The organism is Cellulophaga sp. 20_2_10 (assembly GCF_023476645.1).
Classification (GTDB): domain Bacteria; phylum Bacteroidota; class Bacteroidia; order Flavobacteriales; family Flavobacteriaceae; genus Cellulophaga.
Map to the genome: position 1 here is coordinate 268123 of NZ_JAMCOJ010000002.1, position 22549 is coordinate 290671.

Sequence of the window (22549 nt, forward strand, 5' to 3'; positions counted from 1 at the left end):
ATTGCACTACAGAAAATATTTTTATATTGTAGGAAAATGTAATTATTGCGTTTATATCTCCAATATGGCTGAATAAACGCAATTGATTGCGGTTACTAACTAGTTAGAGCAAATATGACAAAACAATGCAAAATAACAGCTATCATATAATTTTTGAAAGAAGTTATTATTTACCGACTAATGATTTCGGACAAAGAAATAATAAGCATCCTACTTGGGGTTTTGAGCCACTAGAAAATTCCAATCTGAAATTTGGCGGAGTATTGAAAAATGGAATAAACCATCTGATTTCTTTTGATAAAAATTTCCTTGTTAACGGAATAGAACTTAAAGGTCGAATATTCGGACTCAACTTTGAAGATTTTTTCAATGCACAAATAAATGGTCCTTATCTATTTTATAAACATTCAGAAAATGGAGAAATTGAAAGGTTAAATGAAAACATTCCTATAGAATTCGAATATTGTAATCAACCTCTTAAGGAAACGAATATAAAACTTGCTCTGACTCCTCTTTCTTTTAAAAATCAAGAATGGGAAGGGAATTGTAATAAAATTGGAGGAAAACCTATCTGGATTCAAGAACCTGAAAATATATGCTGTCCAAAATGTAATAATAAAATGACTTTTATATTTCAACTAGATAGTGGACTCCCGGATTTGAATCCAATTAATGGCAATGAAATAATGTTTGGTAATGACGGAATTTGTTTCGCTTTTTGGTGTAATCAACATAAAATTAGCGGATATTTATGGCAATGCACTTAAATAAATATTGACTCTAACAAAGAACTGTGGTGAAAAATAAGTAAAAACCGCCTAAAAAAGCCGCTGAGTTACTACCAAAACAAAGGCCGTATTTTAATGAACTGCTACTAAAAACAAACTAAAACCCGTAACTGTATGTTACGGTTTTTTTTTTTATGCTATTTATACTCTTTTCTAACCCAATTTCACATTTTCGTAATTTCACTACAGAAAATATCTCTATATTGTAGGAAATTAAACACTAACAATGGCCAAACGCAATTATTTATCTATGTTGAGTTATTTAAATGTAATGATTTGGGTTTACTAACTGGTTATTAAAAATGTAAAACGATGATTAATCATTTAAATCAAAAATTATGAGAAAACAAAGCTTTCGGTTTTTGACACTGACCCTGATAGGGGTATTATTGTATGCTTGTCAAAAAGATTATGAGATTTTACCTTTAAATGAGGTAAACACAACCCAAATCCAATCACAGGGAATGATGAAATTAGGGAAACAACTAGAAAATCCCTATTCTATTGAAAATATGAGTAAAGCATTAGACAATTTAAGAAAATCTAATGTTAGTTTTAAAAGTAGAACTAATGAATTTGAAATTACCACTACACATCTGTACATAAAATTTAAACCTAAAAATGAAGCAGAATTATCTATTTTAAAAAAGGACTCAACGCTTGTTCTTTATGATTATCCTTTGGATTATGAAATAGAACAAACAGGAGACTTTTATCATGACTCAGAAGTAACCACCAACCAACCAACATACCAATATTGTTCAGTTGAGTTGGGTAAAAAGCTTCCAAGTGATATCGAAAATGAAATACTAGCTGAACTTTTTATTCCAGATGAAGATAGTGATGAACTAGATGATACTAATGCAAAGACAATTAAGTTTCAAATTATAGATGACCTTGTTACGGAGGCTTTACATATTACAAATAACTTAAAAGATTTTAAATCCCAAAGTGAAAATTTTCTTTCAGCAAGAAGAAGTAAATGGAGGCCCGCTGGTACTATTAATGTTTATGATAATGTTCTGAGAAGATATTCTCCTGTTGTTGGTATTGAAGTGAGAGCTAGAAGATGGTTTACAACTCACAAAGGAACTACAAACACACAGGGTCGATATTCATGTAATGGTCGTTTTAGGAGAGATGCAAATTATAGCATTAAATGGGAAAGATATCATTATAGCATAAGATCTGGAACTTTTGGACAAGCAAAATTTGATGGACCAAAAAGAAGAGGTGACTGGGATGTGAATATAGGAGGAGCAAATACGTCTAATACAGTATTGGACAGGCAACAATATTATGCGCTAATTCATCAAGCAGCATATGACTATTATTATAGAAATATATTTGGTTTAAGTAGCCCTCCAAGAAATAGTTTGTTAAAACCTCAAGCAAAAATTTCAGCTAGTCAAACTCAAAGACAACATGATAAAACTAGTCATGCGGCATCTTATGCCCGAACATTTGGTATTTTCCCTACTATTTATATCCGTGATTGGAATGAACCTTCTGATAATGTGTATGGCACAACAATTCATGAATTAGCTCATACAGCACATTGGGATATGGATAGAAGTGCTTTTAGGCAACTGGTAAAAGATGCTTATAAAATACCAGTACTATACCCTTCCATAAATAATTCCACTGAAGCTGTTATCGAAAGTTGGCCAACTGGTGTAGAATGGGTATTCACTACTCACAGGTATAGAACTTACCTAAGCAATCCTAGCTTTAATTATCCTACATATCCTTCTAATCTTTTTAATTATCAAGACAGAAAAATTGAGGGATTTACAAGTAAAGCAAATGATTTAATCTATACTTCGATTATTATTGATTTAATGGATAATGACAACCAAAGAATTACAAGAGGAAATGGTCGACCAACCGATAGAGTTTCTGGCTATACAATTGGGCAAATAGAAAGAGCTTTACGTGGATCTAGGTCTTGGAATCAATTTAGAGATAGAGTAAAAAATATAAACTCATCCAATACAGATAATAATCAGATAGATGAACTTTTTGCTAATTGGTATTAAAAATTTATTAAAAATGAATACAAGAAATTACTTTAAACTAAGCTTAATAATTAGCATGCTAATTTTAATAGTTAGTTGTGATAGAAATAATGATAATAAATTTACTAGAAACTATATTTTAGAAAATGGAACAGAACACAAAATAGAATTAAGGTTTTATAAATTAGGTGTTCAAATTTTTGATTTTGAAAATCAAAATGTATTGAATGATACAGGAGCTGTTTTTTCCCAAAGTGTAATCGAAGATTCTTTTGCTCCAGCAGAAGCATCAGGCGCTTTTCAGGGTGCAGACTCGTTAATTATTGTTTTTAATAATACGCGAAAAAGCAAAATTATTTGGGATGGAGACAATACAACATTAGAAGGAATAAGTAAAAATCTTTTCTCAGATGAAGTATATATTATTGAAAATAATGAAAATTATAGATATGTATTTATTGAACAAGATTATAATAACGCAATTGATTGTAATGGTAATTGTGACTAAAGACTTTTGTAAATATGATGTGTAAAACATAGCTAATAAGAGTTAAATCGAAAGATTTGAGCGTATTTGTAACGTCTGATTTTCCTTTGGGAAATCCTCGCATACAAACCAGCAACTATTCTTATACATAAACGTTGTATTTAATTCTGAAAATAAAATAATCCAATAAATAAGTGATAGTTCGTCCACATAAAATAATGTTGATTAAGAAAAACTTTTTTGAGTTTTCCTTTAATGACGATGTTGATAATGATAAAGAAACCATTCCGGATTTTGAGAAGTTCAAGTCTTTAAATGCGGCTGAGCAGTATTATTTGGCGGACATCTACAACTGGGACGATGGACCAATTGTTATGCAATGGATTATAGACAGTCCAAAATGTGACAAAGGAACTGCTTGTAAGATTTTCTGGAGTACTGAGCCGGATTATTATTATGATTTTACGGCTGAAACTATCGATGAATATGAAAAAGGGGTGTGGAGTTTACTTCAAAGCATATTAAAAAGATTCAAGGAAAATGATTTCGCTAAAAGTCGATTTAAGTTTATCCCGGCCGAAGAAGGTTATAAAACGGACTGGCCAACTAAATTTGATATTTGGGAGATTCCGGCCGAATTGAAAAGTTGTGTACATGGGAAAAAACCGTTTGGATTTGGTTTGTGAAGAGACAAACTTTACGGAAAGCACTAAGAAGAACAAAGTACTGTGGTAAAAAAGCCGCTGAGTTACTACCAAAACAAAGGCCGTATTTTAATGGACTGCTACTAAAAATATACTAAAACCCGTAACTGTATGTTACGGGTTTTTCTATGCTATTTATACTCTTTTTTTACTCAATTACACATTTCTGTAATTGCACTACAGAAAATATTTTTATATTGTAGGAAAATGTGATTATTGCGCTTATATCTCCAATATGGTTAAATAAACGCAATTAATTGCGGTTACTAACTAGTTGCCAGTAATTTAAAAAATGACAAAACTAAACAGAAGAAAATTTATTAAAAGAGGAATTTTAGCATCAATTGGATTAATTCTTTTAGATTCACTTTGGTTTGAGAAATATGTCATTGACTGGAATTACTTTGATATCTCAAAATCGAAAAAAGACAAAATAAAAATAATTCAAATTTCGGATTTACATTTTGACAAACTAAGATATTTTCATAAGTCCATTGCTAATAAAATAAATTCAATTAAACCTGACTTAATATTTATAACTGGAGATTCGGTTGACAAAACTGAAAAAATAGATTCGCTGAATGAATTTTTACAATTGATAGATAATTCTATAAAAAAATATGCGATTACAGGAAATTGGGAATATTGGGGGAAAGTAGATTTAACAAAACTTAAAAACACTTATTCTAAAAATAATTGTGAATTATTAATAAACGAAAATAGAACTATTTCAATTAAAAATCGTGAAATATCAATAATTGGAATTGACGATTTAGTTGGTGGAAATGCTAATTTTGGAAAAGCAGTTGAGAACCTAAAACATACTGAAACGAATATTGTTTTATCGCATTGTCCAGAATATAGAGATACAATTACGAGAGAAAAAGAAAGTGTAAATATTAATTTAGTTCTTTCTGGTCATACTCACGGAGGGCAAATTACATTTTTAGGAATAGTTCCTTTTAAACCTCAAGGAAGTGGAAAATATTTAAAAGGTTGGTATAGAGAATCTGAACCGAAAATGTATATATCAAAAGGAATTGGAACAAGTATTTTACCCATCCGATTTGGAGCAAGAGCAGAAATGGTAGAAATGGAAATATAAAAAAACTACTGGCAACAATGTATATAAAAAATAGGGCTTTTGTGCTAACTCCAAAGTTTTGTGTTTATTTACAAAGTCCGCTAAATATAAAATTTGGCCTTTAAGAGAAAAAATAAAAGCAAAATATTTATATTTAGCTAAGTAATAAACCGAAACGAAAGTACTTTTTAACTGCCCTATGTTTCTTATGCTAACCGTTAGCAACAAGCTAAAAAATGAAACTCATCTATAAAATCATATTAGGAATCTTTGTCTGCTTTATCATCACTCTATATTGGCTTAGTAATATCACAGAAGGAGAATATTACAGGCATCATAGTCCTGATGGTCAATACAGCATCTATGCATCTAAAGCTAAATATTTTAATTTCCCCTTCTCAAGTTTTGGAGATGTAAGGGGTAAAGTACATTTGTATGATGAACTAGAAAACAAATTAATTAGTTCTTCTTCTATTGATATGATTTCATATGTGGATGGTGATTTTTTTTGGAATGAAGATGAGTTATATATGAAAGCTAAAACTTATATTAAATTACCTAGAAAAATAAATACTAAAATTATTGATGCATATGAAAAATCAGTTCCTGTAAAATATAATTGGAATCTTTATATGTGCGGAAATGAATACGTAGTAAATAAAGAACGGAATAGACTGACTGTTAGTGATAAAAACGGAGAGATACTATTACAAAACATTCAATATATTTCCCAAATAGGAAATAGCTTTCAAGTTCTAAATAATAGAACTGAAATTGAATATTATGATGCAGGATTAAACAAACTAAAAAATGCACCAGACATTAAAATTAAATGTTATGAAGTTTGTGGAAACGTTACAACTTATGGTCTTAAAATCGAAGAAAAAAACAATTATTTTGTAATTAAAAAGGCTGTTGGCTTTACAAACTATAATTTTAATAATTATACAGCAATTGATTCAATAAGTAAAACAAAAGTAAAAGACATCTACTTTTTAAATAAAAAACGTGAATTCACTTACGATGAAAACATTATAAAACAAGATATTGTTATTATAAATTTTAAAACCTATTTTGGTATTTGGAGTGAAAAATATGGAATAGAATATTTTGACACTATTGATTTAAAAAATAATCCAATAAAGGTTATGAGAAATGAACTATATGGATATTATAATATGACATCAACCTCTTATTTAAAATTAGAATCATTTAAGTACAATCTAGCAAGATTTGAAAAAAAAGACACTAGCGGTAAAAAAAGAAATGGTTATGTTACTAGAGAAGGAAATTATTTCTATGATTACAGATAGCCAGTTGCCAACAGTTTATAAAAAAACATAGGCCGTTTGTGCTAAACCGAAAGGTCTGTGAGTATTAATGAAGTCCGCTAAATATAAAATTTGGCGTTTATAGAAGAAAAAATTAAAAGCAAAATATTTATATTTAGCTAAGTAATAAACCGAAACGATAGTGCTTATTTATTGCCCTACTTTTCATATACTAAACGTTGGCAGTAATTATGAAACAACTACTAATTATAATAGTATTTTTAAATTTCAACTTTCTTCTTGGTCAAGAGACTTTATACGTGTCTGCTAAAAATGGTCTAATCGTAAGAAGTGGGCCAAATAAAACATATAAACAGGTCGGAAAACTTTCCTATGCTGAAAAAATAATTTATTATCAAAACACACATCGTTCTGACGAAATTATTGACAATGGAACTATTATAAAAGGAGAATGGTATCATATAAGTGGGAATGATGTGCATTCAAATAAAAAAATAGATGGTTATGTCTTTAACGGATTTCTGACTTCTAAAACCTTAAAAAAAAGAAAAAAATATTATGAATTTAAACCTGATACAATATCAGATATAACCTTAAAACATTTTGATGCAGAAAATGTATACAAGTTAGATTCTCAGAAAATAGTTACTGGGAATTATAAGCCTAAAAATGGAAAAATAATTGAACCTGATTCAGAAAAAGATTGGGGAGATAGACTTATACTTCTAAATAATAAAAATGAAATCTTATTCAAATCTTTTGGAGCTGGAGATGTATATTTATTTGAACCTCATTTTTATAAAAATAACCGAACAAATAAAATTGTAATAGTTTGCCAATTAGCCTATGAATATTGTTTTGGAGGAGAAGCTTTTATTTATGAAAATGGTGAAATATCATATATAGGGTTGTTAGATGTCGATAGTGATAATGACGAAAAATGTTTAATTGATATAATAGAAATTCAAGAAGTTGATGATGAAATAATATTTTCATTTAACTCAGGAAACATTCTATTAGAGCCAGGCTCCGAAGATATTTTAATTAAAAGCAAAGGAGTCAACTATATTTACTCTAATAAAGAATTAATTCTAAAAAGATAAACTACTGCCAACAATGTATAAAAAAAAATAGGGCTTTTGTGTTAACTCCAAAGTTTATTACTTTTTACCAAGTCCGCCAAATCTTTTGAGTTGGCTTTAGAACAAAAAAAGATAAAACAAAATAAATCCCGAAGCCTCGGGATGGCTAAGTGCTTAATTGAAAGTTTACTACTTTTAATTTCCGCACTAACCATAGCCTAAACGTTGGCAACACAAAAAACATTACAAAACCTATCAACTAGAAATGAAAAATGAAAAAATGCCAGCAGTAGTATACAGAATACTTTTTTTGATAGGAGTAGCTTTATTTCTTACGGGGCAAATTATTTTATCCAAAGGAAATGATTATGTGTATGCTCAAGAACCTATTGATTTTGCACATTGGTTTTTGTTAGTAGGTGTTGTTTTGTTAATTCCTCAAGTCGTTTTTTTTCCTAAAAAGATCTATAGCCTAATTGGAATTCCTTTAACCTTAATTGGGATTACTTGTATTATAGGAATGTGTGTATTAGACTTTATTTGGTGGAGCTTTCCAAACCAAGAAACTCGTAATGAATTTACTAAACATATTTCGCAAGTTCCATCAATTTGGAAAACCTTTATGACTATAGGGCCTAGCTCTAAAATATTTAATCTTGGATTATTAATTTTAAGTCTTAATTATCTTAAAAAAGGTAAAGTAGGTATCGTTATTATTTTAGTGGCTAACCTTATTTTATGGCATATAATTCCATTACCTTTTCGACTAATTTTTGGATATGCTTTAACTCTAATTGGTTTTAGTATAATTTTTATACAAAGTACTAAAAAAGATGTGCTAGATCGCGGTGTATAAAACATAGCAATTAAACGCAAGTAGCAAAGTTTATGCTTTTCTTCTATTTTTACGTATTAACCGGTACCACACATTTAAAATGAACAGATTCAACTACATTTTAATTTTAGTTTTGATATTTAGTGTATTGTCTTGTAAAGATGAAAAAACTGATAAAAACTCAACTAAAATAATAGAAAATATTTCTACAGATTTACAGCTAGACCATTTTAATTTTTGGGTAGAGAATCCAACGAAAGCAAAAGAACGATTAATCCAAATTGGATTTACTTCTGTTCCCGATTCACTTTCGCAAATTCATAAAGGACAGGGAACAGCAGGGAGATATTTCAATTTTTTAAATGTTTACCTCGAGTTAATTTTTGTGTATGACCAGAAAGAATTAGAAGAAAATAATGAAAAGAATAAAGATTTAGATTTTACAAAAAGAGCAAACTTTAAAAAAAATGGAGCTTCACCTTTTAGTATAGCCCTTAAAGTCAAGGACTATAATATCGAAAAAATCCCTTTCGAAAAGGTTAGATACCATCAAGAATGGATGGATGAAAATTCTAGTATATACTCAGCTAAAAACTCTAAGAAGCACATAGAAGAACCTTCAATATTCGTTATTTATCCCGAAATAGAATCGGACACATTCCAAACTTTAGCTGACTTAATAAATATTCCTGATGAGTACGCCTTTGCGAGGGAATTTTATAAGCATCCAAACGGCGCCCAAAAGGTTAGCAAAATTATAATTACGTCTAGCAATCTAAATTTAAATACAGAAACAATTAAAGCCGTAAACGGAATTGAAAATTTGACTGTTAAAAGTGGAAAAGAACATGTAATGGAAGTTCATTTTGATAATGATATTCAAAAAAAGTCGTTCGATTTAAGACCAGAATTACCATTGATTATATATTTGTGATCTAAAAGTATGCTATTGCAAACATTGCCTTACAAAAAGAGTTTCTAATTTATGAGTATCACACAACAAAAAAAGAATACCATAAAAAAAGTATGGCATACATTTATTAATAGCGCTGCCTGGCGTTGGCTTCAGAAAATAATGATATTAATTATTTTTTCTTTGGTCATAAACCATTTAGCGGCTCGCGATAGTTTTCCTGATAGTGATTCTTATAGATTCCCCATTGAAGGCTTTTTAGCATCTATTGTTTTATGTATACTTATTGGCGTTATAACCGAAGTTAATTTTCTGCATTACAAGAAGAAGCATTTCTCTAAAAAAGTTGAAATGGCAACTATTTTGTGGTTTTTGGCTTCAACTCTAGGATATATTACTATCATGTATATCCCTGTAAATTTTATTTTGAGCATTGTTGCAGGTGAAAATATTGAGTTCTATTATCTGTTAATTGGTTTGCTAATCACCTTGCTGTTAAGCTTTATTCTTATAGGGTTGTCATATGCCCAAGACGTATATAGTTTATATACGTTATCTATAAAAGATGCTGTTGTAACTGTAGAAAGTGGCGCAAAAACCACAAAGCTAGCTTATGAGAATATTGCTTGCTTTTATAGTGAAAACAAAATTGTATTTGCTGTTAAAAATGACGGTACAACTATGAGTACCGATTTTGTATTGAATGAACTTGAAGAAAAAATAAACAGTCAATTGTTCTATAGGGCAAACAGGCAAATTATTGTTCACAAAGATGCAGTAGAGGAATTAGAAAAAATTGAAAATGGTAAATTACGTATTCGATTAAAATCTTCAATCGATAATGATGCTATTACAGAAATTAATATCAGTAGGTACAAGCGAAAGGAGTTTATGAATTGGTTTCAATAAAAAACCACCGACTATTCAGTTACTAATTTACGACCATTCAGTAATAACATACCTAATTAAAAGGAGTTTCAGCGTTTTTGTTCAGTAATTCGTTTAGAATTTAAAATCAAAAATAATGAACAAGATTACCTTAAGACAAGCCTTAATTCCATTAATTACCGTTGCAGTTATCTGCTTTTTATGGTTTGGACCAATTAATTTAAGTTATATAGAAAACATCATTGTTTCTATAGTAATTATCTTATCAACTTATATAGAATACAAAGAAAAACCATTTTTAGCTCTAGGATTTAGAAGTGAAAAATTCACATTCAAAAATATCTTAGTACTAGCGCCTTTAGTAGCACTTGGCCTTTTTATTTTTTATGTCTTTTTATTGGTGCCTGGAATAACAAAACTCACCGGAGTTCCTATAGATTATTCAAGTTTTAAAGAATTAGAAGGAAATTTTTCTGCTTGCTTAATTGCCTTATTAGTGGTGTGGGCTACTGCTGGGTTTGGAGAAGAAATTATATTTCGTGGTTATTTTATGAGACAATTTGTAAAATTCTTTGGAGAAAGCAAAGTCAGTATTATTTTTAATATTGTCTTGTTAGCTTGTTTTTTCGGTTTTATGCATGGTTACCAAGGAATTACTGGGCAAATTGTTGCTGGTGCCGTCGGAGGGCTTATAGCTCTTATATTCTACTTACGTAAGTACGATTTATGGTTTGTAATTGCTGTACATGGTTTTTTTGATACCATTTCTTTAATTTGTATTTACTTTGGCTTGGCGTAACTATAGCAAGTACTAACGCTTAGCCCCTTAAATTTACTCAATAAAATATACAACACTTTTTTAATGACCAGGGCTATCTATTAATTGTAATTCTATACGTATGCAGAAACAAATAATAGAAACTTTAAACACACTCTGGAATAACAAAAGAGGAAGAACAAAATAGGAAAGCGAATAAGGTATTACCAAAGCAAGACCTTTGTAGTAATGGATTATTACTAGTAAAAAACATAAACCCGCAACTGTATGTTGCGGGTATTTTTATGCTATTTGTGCTTTGTAATGTTGCAATTACACATTTATATATTTGTACTACAGAAAATATTTATATATTGTAAGAAAATTTAACACTAATAGTTGTTATTTGCATGTACTAGACATTGAAGAAACATACTGATATGATCTTGTGCAAAGTAGAAATTTAAAAAGCTAATTATTAACAAATATAGATTTAAAAACAATTAAAAGAATGAGGAAAATAGTATCAATTTTAGTCTTATTTATTACATTGAGTAGTGTTGCTCAAATTAAAGCGAAGGTGCAGAAAGTAAATGGATTTGAAGTTTATTTATTAGCTGAGCCAGTAAGAGAATATGAAGCTGTAAAAGGAGGCGGAAAAGGAATACAATGGAGTTCTGCTATTACTGGTGGTCTAATAAACGAAAGTATCGCTACAAAGGTGAGTAAGTATATTAAGAAGTTGGCGAAACAATATAAAGATGAAAATATAAAATTTGATGCAGTTGTTTATACCAACGGAAAACAAATGACAGCGATAAAGTTTACGGACGAGAAAACACCTGAAAATAGTGGAATTGCAGTAGTTCAAAAAATCAATGGAATTCCCTTCTTTGTAATGAGCGAACCTGTAAAAGAATATGAATTTGTAAAAACACTTGGTGCAGGAATTAAATGGAAATCTGCTATAACTGGAGGTTTAATTAACAATAGTATTGAGGAAGATTTAATGAAGTTTGCCAAAAAGGCGGAAAATAAATTTAAGAAAAAAAAGATTTCTGCAATAATTTATGATCGTGGAAAAAAAGCAAATACGATAAAATTTAATTAAAAGAATTACAAACTTAAGACGTTTGTAATTTATTGCTAGTTTTAACCTAGATACAAATCCCGAAGCGTAGTGAATTTCACTCCATCGCTTCGGGATTTTATTCATTTTTTCACTAAATTGTGACCTTAAAATATGCAACAAATAGTAAACAAGCATTCTGTTACAGACAGAGAATTTAATACTATTCAAAAAATTATATATGAAGAAACTAGTAATTCCTATTCTATTAATTTTATTTCTTTTAATTGGGTGTAAAGAAAAGAATAAACAGGAGATAACGTTAGAACCTTACCTAAGTTATTCTGAGAATCAAGAATTATTAGTTAGTGCCCATCGTGGAGGAAAAGGTTATGTTGGCTATCCAGAAAATAGTTTAGAAACTATGCAGTACATTAAAAAGTACATACCTAATGCGTTGTTTGAAATTGATGTAGCTAAAAGCAAAGATGGAGTTTTATTATTAATGCATGATGATGCGCTCGAGAGAACATCTACAGGCTTTGGTAGGGTAGACCAAAACAATTGGGAAATGTTATCTCAACTTAAACTAAAAGATAATTTTGACTCTATTGTTGATTTTAAAATCCCATTGTTTAAGGATGTATTGGATTGGGCAAAAAAAGATAATGCTATTCTTACAGTAGACATTAAACGAAGTGTTGATCCTGAAGAGGTGTTGCATTTTATAGAAGAAAACGATGCGCTAAAACAATCGGTTATTATTACCTATTCAATGGAAACAGCTCAAAAACTATATAAATTAAATCCTAAGGTAGTACTATCTGTTAGTATTAGAAATATGGAAGAGTTTAACAGAGCTGCTAATTCTGGTATCCCGTGGAAAAATATGGTTGCCTTTACAGGAACAAAATTGTCAGATCCTTCATTATATAACAAATTACATAAAAAAGGAGTTATGTGTATGTTGGGTACTCTAGGCAACTTAGACAAAAAAGCCGCTGCAAAAAATGATCTTCTTTATACAGAATGGGCTAAACTTGGAATAGATATTTTTGCCACTGATAGACCGTTGGAGGTACAAAAAGCTGTAACAGATAAAAAAAATAGATAAGCAATTTGCAAGCAGAAATAAAAGAACCAAGAATACAGTGTTATAAATGCATGAACCCTACAAGCACTTGTATTTGTAAACACCTTACCCCTCTACAAACCAATACTCGTTTTGTTATTCTTATGCACCCTAAGGAGTATAAAAAAGAAAAAAACGGAACGGGATTAATGACTAAGCTTCAACTTAAAAATTCTGAAATTATAGTTGGTGTAGATTTTACCAATAATACGCGTGTAAATGAAATACTGGCGGCAGAAAATAGCGCTTCTTTTTTACTGTATCCTGGTAAAGATAGTTTTAACTTATCTACAAGAAAAAGTGTTGAGATGAATTCGGTTTTGGGGAGTAATTCACATATTTTTATTTTGGATGGTACGTGGCCTTGTGCCCGTAAAATGCTAAAACTAAGTAAAAACTTGCAAGAGCTAAAACGAGTGAGTTTTGATAACAAAATTAAATCAAAATTTATTATTAAACAGCAGCCAGAATCTCTTTGTCTTAGTACAATAGAATCTGTTTACACCGTTTTAAATTTACTTAAACAAGGCGGTTTAGAAGAATGTAATACTGATGGTTTTCTTGTGCCTTTTGAAAAAATGATAGCATATCAACTAGATTATATGCTAAATCCAAGTAATAAAAACTATGACTTAACTGGTAATAGTGAAATTAGTATTAAAAATATGTATAAGAAAAGTACTGAGCGCAATATTATTTTTGAAGGAGAGGCTTAGTTGTGTTTTTGTACATGTTAGTTAGTGCAAATACTAAGCTGCAAATGTAGTTTTTATTTACATTATGTTTTTTACCTTCTAGGTAACAGTAATAAAATACAAATTTTAAGGGGTATATAAAAAATGGAACTATTACGTAAAAAAAAATATACAAGACCTTTACTTATTACTTTTATCTTTTTTCTATACTACAAGCCCGTTGTTTGTTTTATTATTGTTGGCGCTTTAATTTTAATAGTAACTTTTTACTATTGGAATTTTCTTTCGGGTATACGTAGAAATGGTATTCGTGGTGTTGGGAAAATAATGTACGAATCTAGCTCTCGTGGACCTAAGGCACCAACTATTGAATTTACGTCTAAAAACGGAATTAAGGTTTGTAAAAAACCATACTATTACCTACCTGCCGACCTAAATAAAATAAGTACATATAAACAGAATATAGGCAAGGAGGTTGATATATTTTATGACCGACAAAACCCTGAAAAGTTTGTGCTTGAAAAAGAAGGAAGTTTTAATATTTTAGGTTTATTGCTTATAGTATTAGTTGGACTAACATTTTTAATAGTTGGTATTTGTAGTGTTTTAGGGATAGTTATAAGTAACTTTTAAAAGTAAAAGGCGTCAGTAAATACTGGTTTTTTGGGTTCTACATTACGGTTACCTAAAAGTAGTATCATTATTTGGTTTTTTAGATGAATTAAGTTTATCTTGTAGGAAAAATAAACATCTAATTTATGCTATACTTGTCTTATCTAATACTGGTTCTACGCATTTGAGAAAATCGATCTACATAATAGTTATAATTCTACTGTCTAATTGTAGTACTCTTAAGCAAAGCAATATACTGAGTAAAATAAATAAACAGGTTGATAAAACAAATTCTGCGAAATTAAAAACTCAATTTCAGGATTTAAAAGTACTTTACCCAAACAAAAAGGGTTCTGTTGTAATTGGAACGATTAATAAAAAAACTAAAAAAGTTAGTATTAAGACTGATGAATATGCTGAATCTGATAAGACAGTGATTTACCTAAATAATAGGAAACCAATTTTAATAAGGAAAGAGAAAAGAACCACGCACACAACCTACCTTACCAATGGAGATATAGAAAATGATAATTTGTATTCTAAGGCTGATTTTTATGTTGTAGACTGGCAAAATAGTGTGTTTAAAAAAGTAGTTGTAGCCGGATTTAAAGAAGTAAATGAAACTATTAATAAAGCCGAAATTGAAGAGTTTTTACTTTTATTGCAAGAAAGGATAGAAACGCTTGATAAGTATTCTTTTTAATAACGATTTTAAAGCATTGGAAAAAATTACTTGTTTTCCCTTATTATTAATGGGTATAGTTGTAATGGTCATTTTTAGATTTACTATTGGTGTCTTTTATCTAAAAATTTCAACTAACTAAAAGCACTACAAAAATTGTTTTATATTGTAAGAAAATTATTGGGTATTTAATGTTAAAATATATGCAGGTAATAGAATACAATAAAAAAAGATTAGTTGAAGATGTAAAAATAAATTTTAAAGAAGTAATTAAAAAGTACCACTTTTCGGTTAATCAAAGTCTAGCAAAAAAAATAGACCATTCTGGTAAAACGTGTGTGTATTTAGAAAACAGTTCATTAATTATCTGCTTAAATTTTAATGATTCTTATTCATTTATAAACATTACTCCTATATTTTATTTTAAGGAAAAGCCAGACTTTATAGAAATTAAAGAAAAGCAAGCTCAGTCTTTTTTAAAAATTAATGATAATAGCTTAACAAAATGGATTTCTGATTATAATGATGCTAATAATAGTGCATATAAGGAAGGTATTTATGAAATGAAATTAACCAATGATATGTTAATACATCATTACGATGAATTGCTGAATGGTACTATGAATAAAAATGAATATTTGAGATTTAGTCATAAACCAAAAAAATGGCTTATTCTTTATTTTACGACTAGGTTATTAACAGCGGCTTCTTTTATTGTAGCAATATCTGCAGGTAAAGAAAAGCTTTTTAGCGCATACGAAGATTTATTAATTAAGTTAATTGTTATTTTATTGTTTTTAAGTGGAATATCATATTACGTTTATATAGTGATGTTAAAAAAAGTTGTTGAGGATAAATTTTACGATAAAAAAACAATAGAGTATCTAGAGCCTGTTGGCTATATAAATGCCATTGTATTTGCTTCATTTTTTGCATACATTTTTAATGATTCTAATAGTTTAAATAGTACTGCAATTTTAATTATTTTAGGAGTGTTTTCTCTTTATGTTTTTTGCATTTTTAAATTGTCACAAATTAGAAAGTATTATTCTACATCTGTAAAATAAGTTTTGGGTTTTACTAAATTAACCAATCAACTATGAACTATAAGGACTATAAAAGTATTGCTAAAAAGGTATCTAAAGAAGTACTTTTTGACGGCATATTAAATAGAGAACTATGTAAAGATGAGCATAGAGCTTTTATGGAGGAGATAAACAAAAGAGGTGTACAAGATGAGTTGTCTACAACTATAAGCGATAACAATGCAAGAAAGGGTAGTGTAATGGACTCAGCAAAAGATTTGTCACAACAAGATTTGTTTAATATAATTCTCTACAACATAGATAACTTTACAGAAGAAGAGTTAATTGTTTTTAAAAATGAAGCCAACCAAAGAGGTTTACAAGAAGAACTGTCTGTGCTTTTAAAAGAAAAAGCAAAAAGTGATAAAGAGTTTCAGGATAAAGCTGCAAATAGTTCTGATAACATTGTAGATTTATTAAATACTTTTCAGGAACATATGTTTGAAGTTTCACCTGGTTTAAAAGAGAAAGTAGAAAAAGCCGAGAAGAAATCTTCGGCAAACAGAATTATTGGTGCAGTTTTGTTACTTATAGGTGTTTTACTGATATACAAAACAGGAGGTAATACAATTTCTTTTGGTGTTACTGTTTTAGGCGTGTTTTTTATTGTTATAGGAATTTTAAAGTAGTTCATACATGAAAAAATGCATTCTCCTTGTTTTTGTTCTTGTGTTTTGTTTATCAAACAATAGCATACCAAAGGAAAATAGATACGAGTCCGAATTTACTTTTATAATAGGGCCAGATGCTAATAATCAGCAAATAAAAAAACGATTAGAGTTTTATTCATCTTATTCAAGAATAATAACTCATGTCCATATATCTGAGGATAGATTAATAATTAAATTTGAGAATTTTGTTTCGCCTAAAAAGGTAAATTTTTTATTAGAGACAGCTGGTTTAGCTCAAATAAGAGCAGCTAATTCGTCTCCTATACCTATAAAAGAGAGTTGTAATATCCGTGTAACGGGGAATGTGTATGTAGATGTAAATTCTCTTGCATATTCTGATAGATCTAAATTAACAATGTTCTTTAAAGACCCACAAGTTTTAGAAGATTTTAGTGCTCTAAATATTGGAGAAAACTTAGCTCTTGCAATAGGAGATGTAGAAATATCTAAGGCTAAAATACGAGAACCAATAAAACAGGGTAGTTTAAGTTATTCTTTTATTCAAGAAAAAGATTTTAATGCCTGTATAATTGGAGCAATAATAAATAGCCCCTATACTACTAAACCGAGTATGGAGTTAGTAGAGCATAAATTAAATTTTAATAATGAAAGTATTTCTAAAGAATTAATTCAAAAATATAATAAGATAAAGGGGAACGAGGAGCTTATTAAACATATAGAATTTTTAGTAAAAAAGTCTGCTAGTACACGACCAGATTTATCGTCTAAAAATGTAGCAGAATATTTTCCAGATATTGAAGCCTTATCAGATATACGATCTCTTTTTAGAATAATTTATACCAATGATATAGGCTATTTCTTAACAAAATCTAAGTGTACAACTTATTCAGATTTTGAAGCTCTAATAGATAAGATAAGTCTAGAAATAAAGACTTATGGTAATTTTTATGATAAGGGAGCTGATTTGAGAAAAAAACGCTTTATCGCAAATGTTTATAAAATATCTAAAGAATATTTTAAAGAGTAATTTTTATTAAACCTGTTACAATTTTAAAAGCTACGAGAAAATGGATTTAAATGAAATTAAAAAGAACTATGAAAGGTTTACTGATGATCATCTTATTTTAATAGCAACAAAGGAAATTGAATCATTAAGAGAAGATGTTGTACCAATATTAGAAACAGAGCTTAAAAAGAGAAATATATGTATAGAAGAAGGAAAAGCTAAAATCACAAAAAAAAGGAGTACGCCTAAAGCAGAACCGCCTTTAGAGGAAGATTTACCAATGGAAGACATAGTTTCCTTAAAGAACTCTTTTGAAATTCCTAATATACAGGTATCAGGAAAGAAATACTATTTAAGTACATCTTTGTTATTTATAATTTCAATTGTATGTTCTATAGCATTAACTTTTTCTTTTAAATCATTTTTTGGTGGTGGTACAAAGTTAATTTTGCTAACTATAATCGTATCGGTTTTATTAAAAATAATATTTGGAAAAATAGGATTAGGTAAACTAGCAGATATCTACCCTAATAAGTTTATTTTGTTAAAATACCCCAATTCTAATTTTGGAATATTGAGAGTTTTAGTTTTGTTTGGAGTGCTACTAGGGCTTTTGCCTAAAATTGAGGTAAATAATAAAAGCTTAAAGAAGTTTTATAAAAAAGACGAATTAACTAATAAAGGTTTTTATATAGAATTTAGTAATAGTTTTAATGGAAAAGTAAACACACAAAGAGTTTTTTTAGAGTTACTCTCTGAAAACGATAAAATGCAAATTATTAAGATTTTAAACATAATAACAGCAAAAAATACAAGTGCTTAATTATTTACCTTATCATTAAAAAGAAAGAAATACTACTTATATCCCTTAGAATGTTTTCATTCTATTGCGTAGGTAAAAAAAACAAAAACAGAAGATATTAAAGCTACAGAAGTTACTTTCAATAAAGAAGAATAGGCTAATAAAAAAGTAGAACCATCTAAATTATCCGCTCTAGAAATTAAATAAAAAGCAAATGTATTTTCTATAAAAAGAGTAGGTGCAGTTGTCGCAGATAGTTTATTTGCATACGAACTAAATTATAAAAACGATACGCTAGCAATTTTAAAAGGAAAAGTTGAAGATTCTGGCATAAAAGGAGTGTGGGTAAACGCAGAAAACAAAAAAGAGTATCCTTTGCTTATAACAAAAGCAGCTAAAAAAGTAACTCCGTTACCAGCAGATTTACTGGGGGAGTATTATAATGATATGTGTAATTTAACTATTACGTTTACAAAGTCTAAAGGAGAGTATTACTATAACTACAAGTCTAAAGAACGAAACTTAAAAGGGAAACTTAATTTTTATAGAGAGGATGGTTTATACATAAATTTATCAGAGATTGAATATGCTGAGGATTATTTTGATGTTGGTTTGGCAGAGGAAGATCCTGAAACCGAAAAGAAATATGCAGAATTAAAAAAAATAGGCAAGCGCAAACTTGGTGTAGAGTGCTATTATAGTCCAGGGGAATTAACAATTCAGAATTACGGTAATTCAATGAATTATTATGTGAAGTTAAATGATTGCGGAGAAAAGTAAATTCATTTTAAAAAGAAGTAGTATACCATTAAACACAAATAATGAAACAGTTATTAATTACCTTACTTTTAGTTTTACCATTAAGTTGTTCTTTTGTAAAACAGCAAAATCAAGCAGAAGATACAAGAGAATGGAATAGGTTTGAACTTACAGGTCTAGTTAAAACTCTAAAACAAAAAACATATGAGGCTGATTTTACCAGTAGAAAAATTAAAGAGGATCAACTTAGTTTATTAAAGACCGTAATTGTTAGTTTTGATAGTATTGGAAGATATACTAAATCTATTACTTTAAACGCAGAAAATAACAGAACTAGTAGCACAACAACTAAGTATGCAAAAGGTAAAAATTATGAATCTTTTCATTATAACAAAGACAATGTTTTACGCAACAAAAGCAAAGTAAAGTATGTGTCTGATTCATTAATTTTAGAGGAATCTTTTGCTACTAATGGCGAGTTATTATTTTCTATTAGAGTTAAAAAGAGAAATGATAGATTTTCTAAAGTAACTCTTGTAAACGGGGATAAAATAGATTCACATTTTTATTATTATACAGCTGATAAATTTATAAATAAGATAGTAACCGTAAATAAAAATAAGGACACTATATCTAATATAAAATACAAGTATGTAGCGTTTGATAAAAATGGAAATTGGATTAAAAGGTTGTCTAAAAATTCTTTTAATAAAAATGATACAGGTAAACTAGAAGTAAGGGAAATAAGCTATTAAAAATAACTAATAGGATTGTTTTAAATATACAATATACGCTAACGAATATAAACTGCAACTTTGGCAATTAAATTTCTACTACTAGTATTGTTAACCCTAAAAACAATTATTTTAGAAGATTTTTTTATTAAAGATAAATAACAGTAAATAGTATGACAAATTTAACATTAAACTTAAACGCAAAATTACAACCAATGCACCGTCACGACTTGGAAGATGCATTACAAGAAATACTAGAAACATTAGATTTTAAGGCCGAAACTACTGGTGGTGGTACGATGCAAGCACCAAACGGAGAAATAGAATCTTGTGATATTGAATTAAGTATTTCTGATAGTTCTGAAGAGAACATTAATAAAATTATTGAAGCAGCAGAGGCTATGTTATCGCCTATTGGGTCAAAGTTAATTATATACCCAGAAGATGAAAGTAAAGATGTTGTAAGGATCCCTTTTGGCTCTCAAGAAGGATTAGGACTGTATTTAAATAGTAATGATTTAGATGATGAAGTTTATAAAAACTGTGATGTAAATTATATTTATGAAGAAATAGAGCGTTTACTGGGCGATTTTAAAACAGGACATATTGCTAGTTATTGGGAAGGTGAAGAAACTTCTCTTTATTTGTATGGTGAAAGTTTTGATGAAATGCATACGCGCATTAAACCCTTACTAGATAGTTACCCATTGTGCCAAAAGTGCAGAGTGGTTAAAATTGCATAAGAATTAGGCTTAGCACTACCTTTTTTATATTTTTTTAAGATTACCTTTTAAATATATAGTATACCCTAACGAATATAAACTGTTGCTTCAGTTGTTAGTTTACTATTGCTATTATTGGTATTAATATAAAATGCGACTATAAGCTTGCTTATGTTTCTTATACCAAACATTGTCTAATAAAAAACAACAAATGAAGAAGACCATCTTATTTACTTTAGTCATATTATCTAATTGGATGTATGGTCAAAGGCAGCATAAATTTGCTAAAGATATTGACTTTGATGCTATTAAGGACACCATATATTTGGATGTAATTAATTTTAAAATTGTCTGTAAACTATCTAGCATTAATTTTAAGAAAGTAGAAAGTATACCAATAGAGGGAATAAATGTAATGAGTGGTATAAGCGATTCTAAAAATGGTTTTAAGTTTGAAAATCATTGGATGCGTGCCGGATATTCTAATCAATTTAGGTACAATAAAAGAACTAAAAAGATACAACTTATAGGGATGAGTAGGTACGAGTTTGGTGGTTATACCCAAGATGGAAGTGGGGAGTCTAGTGTTAACCTATTAACCGGTGATTATATTGGTAATTGGAATTATTACGATGATTTTACTTATGATGAATGGGGTAAAAAGGAAGAAGAAAAGCTTGTGAAAATTCCAACAATAAAAACTAAACTAAAATTTAAGACTATTAACTTAGAGGATTTTAGTGAGGATACATATTTTGATTATGCAGATAAATGTTCAGTACTTTACCATAAAAACAGAAATAGAATAATTAACTCTAGCAATTATAATAAAGAAGATAGCCCATAATTAAATTCAGAAGGGAGCATTTTAACAAAAATAGATATAGTTCTATTTGTTTAACTACATGAAAATGATAAAACTAAAACTTAACATTTAATGCAAAAAATAACATATATACTTTTACTATTCTTATTTGGTTTTAGCGTAACAGCTCAGAATATTAAATTCCCAGATGATGCACATATTAGAACAGGAGTAATTAACGATGCTGATGGGTACGTTAATATTAGACAAGGCAAAAGTTCATCTAGTAAAATAATTTCGAAAATAAAAAAAGACGAAGAATTTAAATTTGCTTTACCTAAAGCAGAAAACGAGAAATGGACTTTAGTTAAAACGACTTTAAACGAAGTTGGCTATGTCTATTTTAATAGAATATATGAATTAAGAAAAGACAACTGTGCAGATCAAGTTGAGTTAATAGACCAAACGTGGGAACATACCAGAGGAGGTCTTGGTACTAGAACAATAGATTCTATACCTCCAAACCTAGAAGAAATTAACTTAAATATAAGCTCTAAAAATAGAGGTAAAATTAACAAACTATTGTCTTGTGCTTTAGAAAAGATAGATTTATTTGAAGAGAATAACTCAGAAAAAACATTAAAATTCACTCAGAAGACATATAAAACTTCGCAAAATACAAACGTAGTAGTTACCAAATATCATGACGCTTATTCTGAAAATCTAGGAACTGTAGTTTCTATACTAGAGAATGGAGAAATGGAGAGTTATGCATACTATGGGTATTTGTCATCAATAACTATTTATGCCTTAAAAAAAGTAGATGGTAATTATAGACTATATGGTAACCTAGAAGGTAGTCCAGGTGATTGCTATGGTGGTAATTTTACGCTAGAGCTTATTAATAAGTCTTGGGTATATAAATTTGAGTATTACGAGTTTAATGGATAAAATAGAACTTTTAAA

25 protein-coding genes are annotated in these 22549 nt (G+C 29.0%); all 25 read left to right on the plus strand.

Annotation, left to right across the window (positions count from 1 at the left end):
• The first annotated feature begins 125 nt into the window (after window positions 1–125).
• The 25 genes from M4I21_RS05120 (at window position 126) to M4I21_RS05240 (ending at window position 22534) form a co-directional block, all read left to right on the plus strand.
• Window positions 126–767, plus strand: coding sequence for a hypothetical protein (locus M4I21_RS05120; RefSeq protein ID WP_249558045.1), 642 nt, complete (start codon window positions 126–128; stop codon window positions 765–767).
• A 383-nt stretch (window positions 768–1150) separates the two neighbouring features.
• Window positions 1151–2827, plus strand: a complete 1677-nt coding sequence (locus M4I21_RS05125; protein ID WP_249558046.1) for a hypothetical protein — start codon at window positions 1151–1153, stop codon at window positions 2825–2827.
• A gap of 13 nt (window positions 2828–2840) precedes the next feature.
• Window positions 2841–3314, plus strand: a complete 474-nt coding sequence (locus tag M4I21_RS05130) for a hypothetical protein (protein WP_249558047.1) — start codon at window positions 2841–2843, stop codon at window positions 3312–3314.
• 197 nt (window positions 3315–3511) lie between these two features.
• Window positions 3512–3979, plus strand: coding sequence for a DUF4274 domain-containing protein (locus tag M4I21_RS05135; RefSeq protein WP_249558048.1), 468 nt, complete (start codon window positions 3512–3514; stop codon window positions 3977–3979).
• 310 nt (window positions 3980–4289) lie between these two features.
• Window positions 4290–5102: a metallophosphoesterase gene (locus tag M4I21_RS05140; RefSeq protein WP_249558049.1), complete on the plus strand. Its 813-nt coding sequence runs from the start codon at window positions 4290–4292 to the stop codon at window positions 5100–5102.
• Window positions 5103–5317: 215 nt separating this feature from the next.
• The gene (locus M4I21_RS05145; RefSeq protein ID WP_249558050.1) at window positions 5318–6394 is read left to right on the plus strand and encodes a hypothetical protein; all 1077 of its coding nucleotides are present in this window, start codon (window positions 5318–5320) and stop codon (window positions 6392–6394) included.
• Between the two features lie 209 nt (window positions 6395–6603).
• Window positions 6604–7476 (plus strand): SH3 domain-containing protein, encoded by an 873-nt coding sequence (locus M4I21_RS05150; protein ID WP_249558051.1) that lies wholly within the window; start codon window positions 6604–6606, stop codon window positions 7474–7476.
• Between the two features lie 244 nt (window positions 7477–7720).
• Window positions 7721–8311: a hypothetical protein gene (locus M4I21_RS05155; RefSeq protein ID WP_249558052.1), complete on the plus strand. Its 591-nt coding sequence runs from the start codon at window positions 7721–7723 to the stop codon at window positions 8309–8311.
• Window positions 8312–8390: 79 nt separating this feature from the next.
• Complete coding sequence (locus M4I21_RS05160; RefSeq protein WP_249558053.1) at window positions 8391–9224, plus strand: VOC family protein; 834 nt, start codon at window positions 8391–8393, stop codon at window positions 9222–9224.
• 51 nt (window positions 9225–9275) lie between these two features.
• A complete protein-coding gene (locus tag M4I21_RS05165) occupies window positions 9276–10112 on the plus strand; it encodes a LytR/AlgR family response regulator transcription factor (protein ID WP_249558054.1) in 837 nt (278 codons plus the stop codon).
• A gap of 115 nt (window positions 10113–10227) precedes the next feature.
• A complete protein-coding gene (locus tag M4I21_RS05170; RefSeq protein ID WP_249558055.1) occupies window positions 10228–10890 on the plus strand; it encodes a CPBP family intramembrane glutamic endopeptidase in 663 nt (220 codons plus the stop codon).
• 469 nt (window positions 10891–11359) lie between these two features.
• Window positions 11360–11959 (plus strand): hypothetical protein, encoded by a 600-nt coding sequence (locus M4I21_RS05175; RefSeq protein ID WP_249558056.1) that lies wholly within the window; start codon window positions 11360–11362, stop codon window positions 11957–11959.
• Between the two features lie 199 nt (window positions 11960–12158).
• On the plus strand, window positions 12159–13031 hold the full coding sequence (locus tag M4I21_RS05180; RefSeq protein WP_249558057.1) for a glycerophosphodiester phosphodiesterase family protein: 873 nt from the start codon (window positions 12159–12161) through the stop codon (window positions 13029–13031).
• 5 nt (window positions 13032–13036) lie between these two features.
• Window positions 13037–13765: a tRNA-uridine aminocarboxypropyltransferase gene (locus tag M4I21_RS05185; RefSeq protein ID WP_283771754.1), complete on the plus strand. Its 729-nt coding sequence runs from the start codon at window positions 13037–13039 to the stop codon at window positions 13763–13765.
• Window positions 13766–13888: 123 nt separating this feature from the next.
• Window positions 13889–14377 (plus strand): DUF3592 domain-containing protein, encoded by a 489-nt coding sequence (locus tag M4I21_RS05190; RefSeq protein WP_249558059.1) that lies wholly within the window; start codon window positions 13889–13891, stop codon window positions 14375–14377.
• Window positions 14378–14540: 163 nt separating this feature from the next.
• Window positions 14541–15059, plus strand: a complete 519-nt coding sequence (locus M4I21_RS05195) for a hypothetical protein (RefSeq protein WP_249558060.1) — start codon at window positions 14541–14543, stop codon at window positions 15057–15059.
• 182 nt (window positions 15060–15241) lie between these two features.
• Window positions 15242–16105 (plus strand): hypothetical protein, encoded by an 864-nt coding sequence (locus M4I21_RS05200; protein WP_249558061.1) that lies wholly within the window; start codon window positions 15242–15244, stop codon window positions 16103–16105.
• 32 nt (window positions 16106–16137) lie between these two features.
• Complete coding sequence (locus M4I21_RS05205; protein ID WP_249558062.1) at window positions 16138–16752, plus strand: hypothetical protein; 615 nt, start codon at window positions 16138–16140, stop codon at window positions 16750–16752.
• Between the two features lie 7 nt (window positions 16753–16759).
• Window positions 16760–17782 carry a hypothetical protein gene (locus M4I21_RS05210; protein WP_249558063.1) on the plus strand — a complete coding sequence of 341 codons (1023 nt, stop codon included), beginning with the start codon at window positions 16760–16762 and terminating at the stop codon, window positions 17780–17782.
• A 40-nt stretch (window positions 17783–17822) separates the two neighbouring features.
• On the plus strand, window positions 17823–18584 hold the full coding sequence (locus M4I21_RS05215) for a hypothetical protein (protein WP_249558064.1): 762 nt from the start codon (window positions 17823–17825) through the stop codon (window positions 18582–18584).
• 354 nt (window positions 18585–18938) lie between these two features.
• Window positions 18939–19343 (plus strand): hypothetical protein, encoded by a 405-nt coding sequence (locus M4I21_RS05220; RefSeq protein ID WP_249558065.1) that lies wholly within the window; start codon window positions 18939–18941, stop codon window positions 19341–19343.
• A gap of 41 nt (window positions 19344–19384) precedes the next feature.
• Window positions 19385–20077, plus strand: a complete 693-nt coding sequence (locus tag M4I21_RS05225) for a hypothetical protein (protein WP_249558066.1) — start codon at window positions 19385–19387, stop codon at window positions 20075–20077.
• Between the two features lie 152 nt (window positions 20078–20229).
• Window positions 20230–20799: a hypothetical protein gene (locus M4I21_RS05230; protein WP_249558067.1), complete on the plus strand. Its 570-nt coding sequence runs from the start codon at window positions 20230–20232 to the stop codon at window positions 20797–20799.
• A gap of 190 nt (window positions 20800–20989) precedes the next feature.
• Window positions 20990–21625 carry a hypothetical protein gene (locus tag M4I21_RS05235; RefSeq protein WP_249558068.1) on the plus strand — a complete coding sequence of 212 codons (636 nt, stop codon included), beginning with the start codon at window positions 20990–20992 and terminating at the stop codon, window positions 21623–21625.
• Window positions 21626–21715: 90 nt separating this feature from the next.
• Window positions 21716–22534: a hypothetical protein gene (locus M4I21_RS05240; RefSeq protein ID WP_249558069.1), complete on the plus strand. Its 819-nt coding sequence runs from the start codon at window positions 21716–21718 to the stop codon at window positions 22532–22534.
• Window positions 22535–22549: the final 15 nt, after the last annotated feature.

Bases quoted from the DNA above. Each gene is read 5' to 3' on its own strand.
- M4I21_RS05165 (WP_249558054.1), top strand. From the start codon at position 9,276: ATGAGTATCACACAACAAAAAAAGAATACCATAAAAAAAGTATGGCAT.
- M4I21_RS05145 (WP_249558050.1), top strand. From the start codon at position 5,318: ATGAAACTCATCTATAAAATCATATTAGGAATCTTTGTCTGCTTTATC.
- M4I21_RS05175 (WP_249558056.1), top strand. From the start codon at position 11,360: ATGAGGAAAATAGTATCAATTTTAGTCTTATTTATTACATTGAGTAGT.
- M4I21_RS05215 (WP_249558064.1), top strand. From the start codon at position 17,823: ATGGATTTAAATGAAATTAAAAAGAACTATGAAAGGTTTACTGATGAT.
- M4I21_RS05240 (WP_249558069.1), top strand. From the start codon at position 21,716: ATGCAAAAAATAACATATATACTTTTACTATTCTTATTTGGTTTTAGC.
- M4I21_RS05190 (WP_249558059.1), top strand. From the start codon at position 13,889: ATGGAACTATTACGTAAAAAAAAATATACAAGACCTTTACTTATTACT.
- M4I21_RS05155 (WP_249558052.1), top strand. From the start codon at position 7,721: ATGAAAAATGAAAAAATGCCAGCAGTAGTATACAGAATACTTTTTTTG.
- M4I21_RS05235 (WP_249558068.1), top strand. From the start codon at position 20,990: ATGAAGAAGACCATCTTATTTACTTTAGTCATATTATCTAATTGGATG.
- M4I21_RS05160 (WP_249558053.1), top strand. From the start codon at position 8,391: ATGAACAGATTCAACTACATTTTAATTTTAGTTTTGATATTTAGTGTA.
- M4I21_RS05210 (WP_249558063.1), top strand. From the start codon at position 16,760: ATGAAAAAATGCATTCTCCTTGTTTTTGTTCTTGTGTTTTGTTTATCA.
- M4I21_RS05140 (WP_249558049.1), top strand. From the start codon at position 4,290: ATGACAAAACTAAACAGAAGAAAATTTATTAAAAGAGGAATTTTAGCA.
- M4I21_RS05230 (WP_249558067.1), top strand. From the start codon at position 20,230: ATGACAAATTTAACATTAAACTTAAACGCAAAATTACAACCAATGCAC.
- M4I21_RS05130 (WP_249558047.1), top strand. From the start codon at position 2,841: ATGAATACAAGAAATTACTTTAAACTAAGCTTAATAATTAGCATGCTA.
- M4I21_RS05180 (WP_249558057.1), top strand. From the start codon at position 12,159: ATGAAGAAACTAGTAATTCCTATTCTATTAATTTTATTTCTTTTAATT.
- M4I21_RS05135 (WP_249558048.1), top strand. From the start codon at position 3,512: ATGTTGATTAAGAAAAACTTTTTTGAGTTTTCCTTTAATGACGATGTT.
- M4I21_RS05120 (WP_249558045.1), top strand. From the start codon at position 126: ATGCAAAATAACAGCTATCATATAATTTTTGAAAGAAGTTATTATTTA.
- M4I21_RS05200 (WP_249558061.1), top strand. From the start codon at position 15,242: ATGCAGGTAATAGAATACAATAAAAAAAGATTAGTTGAAGATGTAAAA.
- M4I21_RS05150 (WP_249558051.1), top strand. From the start codon at position 6,604: ATGAAACAACTACTAATTATAATAGTATTTTTAAATTTCAACTTTCTT.
- M4I21_RS05225 (WP_249558066.1), top strand. From the start codon at position 19,385: ATGAAACAGTTATTAATTACCTTACTTTTAGTTTTACCATTAAGTTGT.
- M4I21_RS05205 (WP_249558062.1), top strand. From the start codon at position 16,138: ATGAACTATAAGGACTATAAAAGTATTGCTAAAAAGGTATCTAAAGAA.
- M4I21_RS05170 (WP_249558055.1), top strand. From the start codon at position 10,228: ATGAACAAGATTACCTTAAGACAAGCCTTAATTCCATTAATTACCGTT.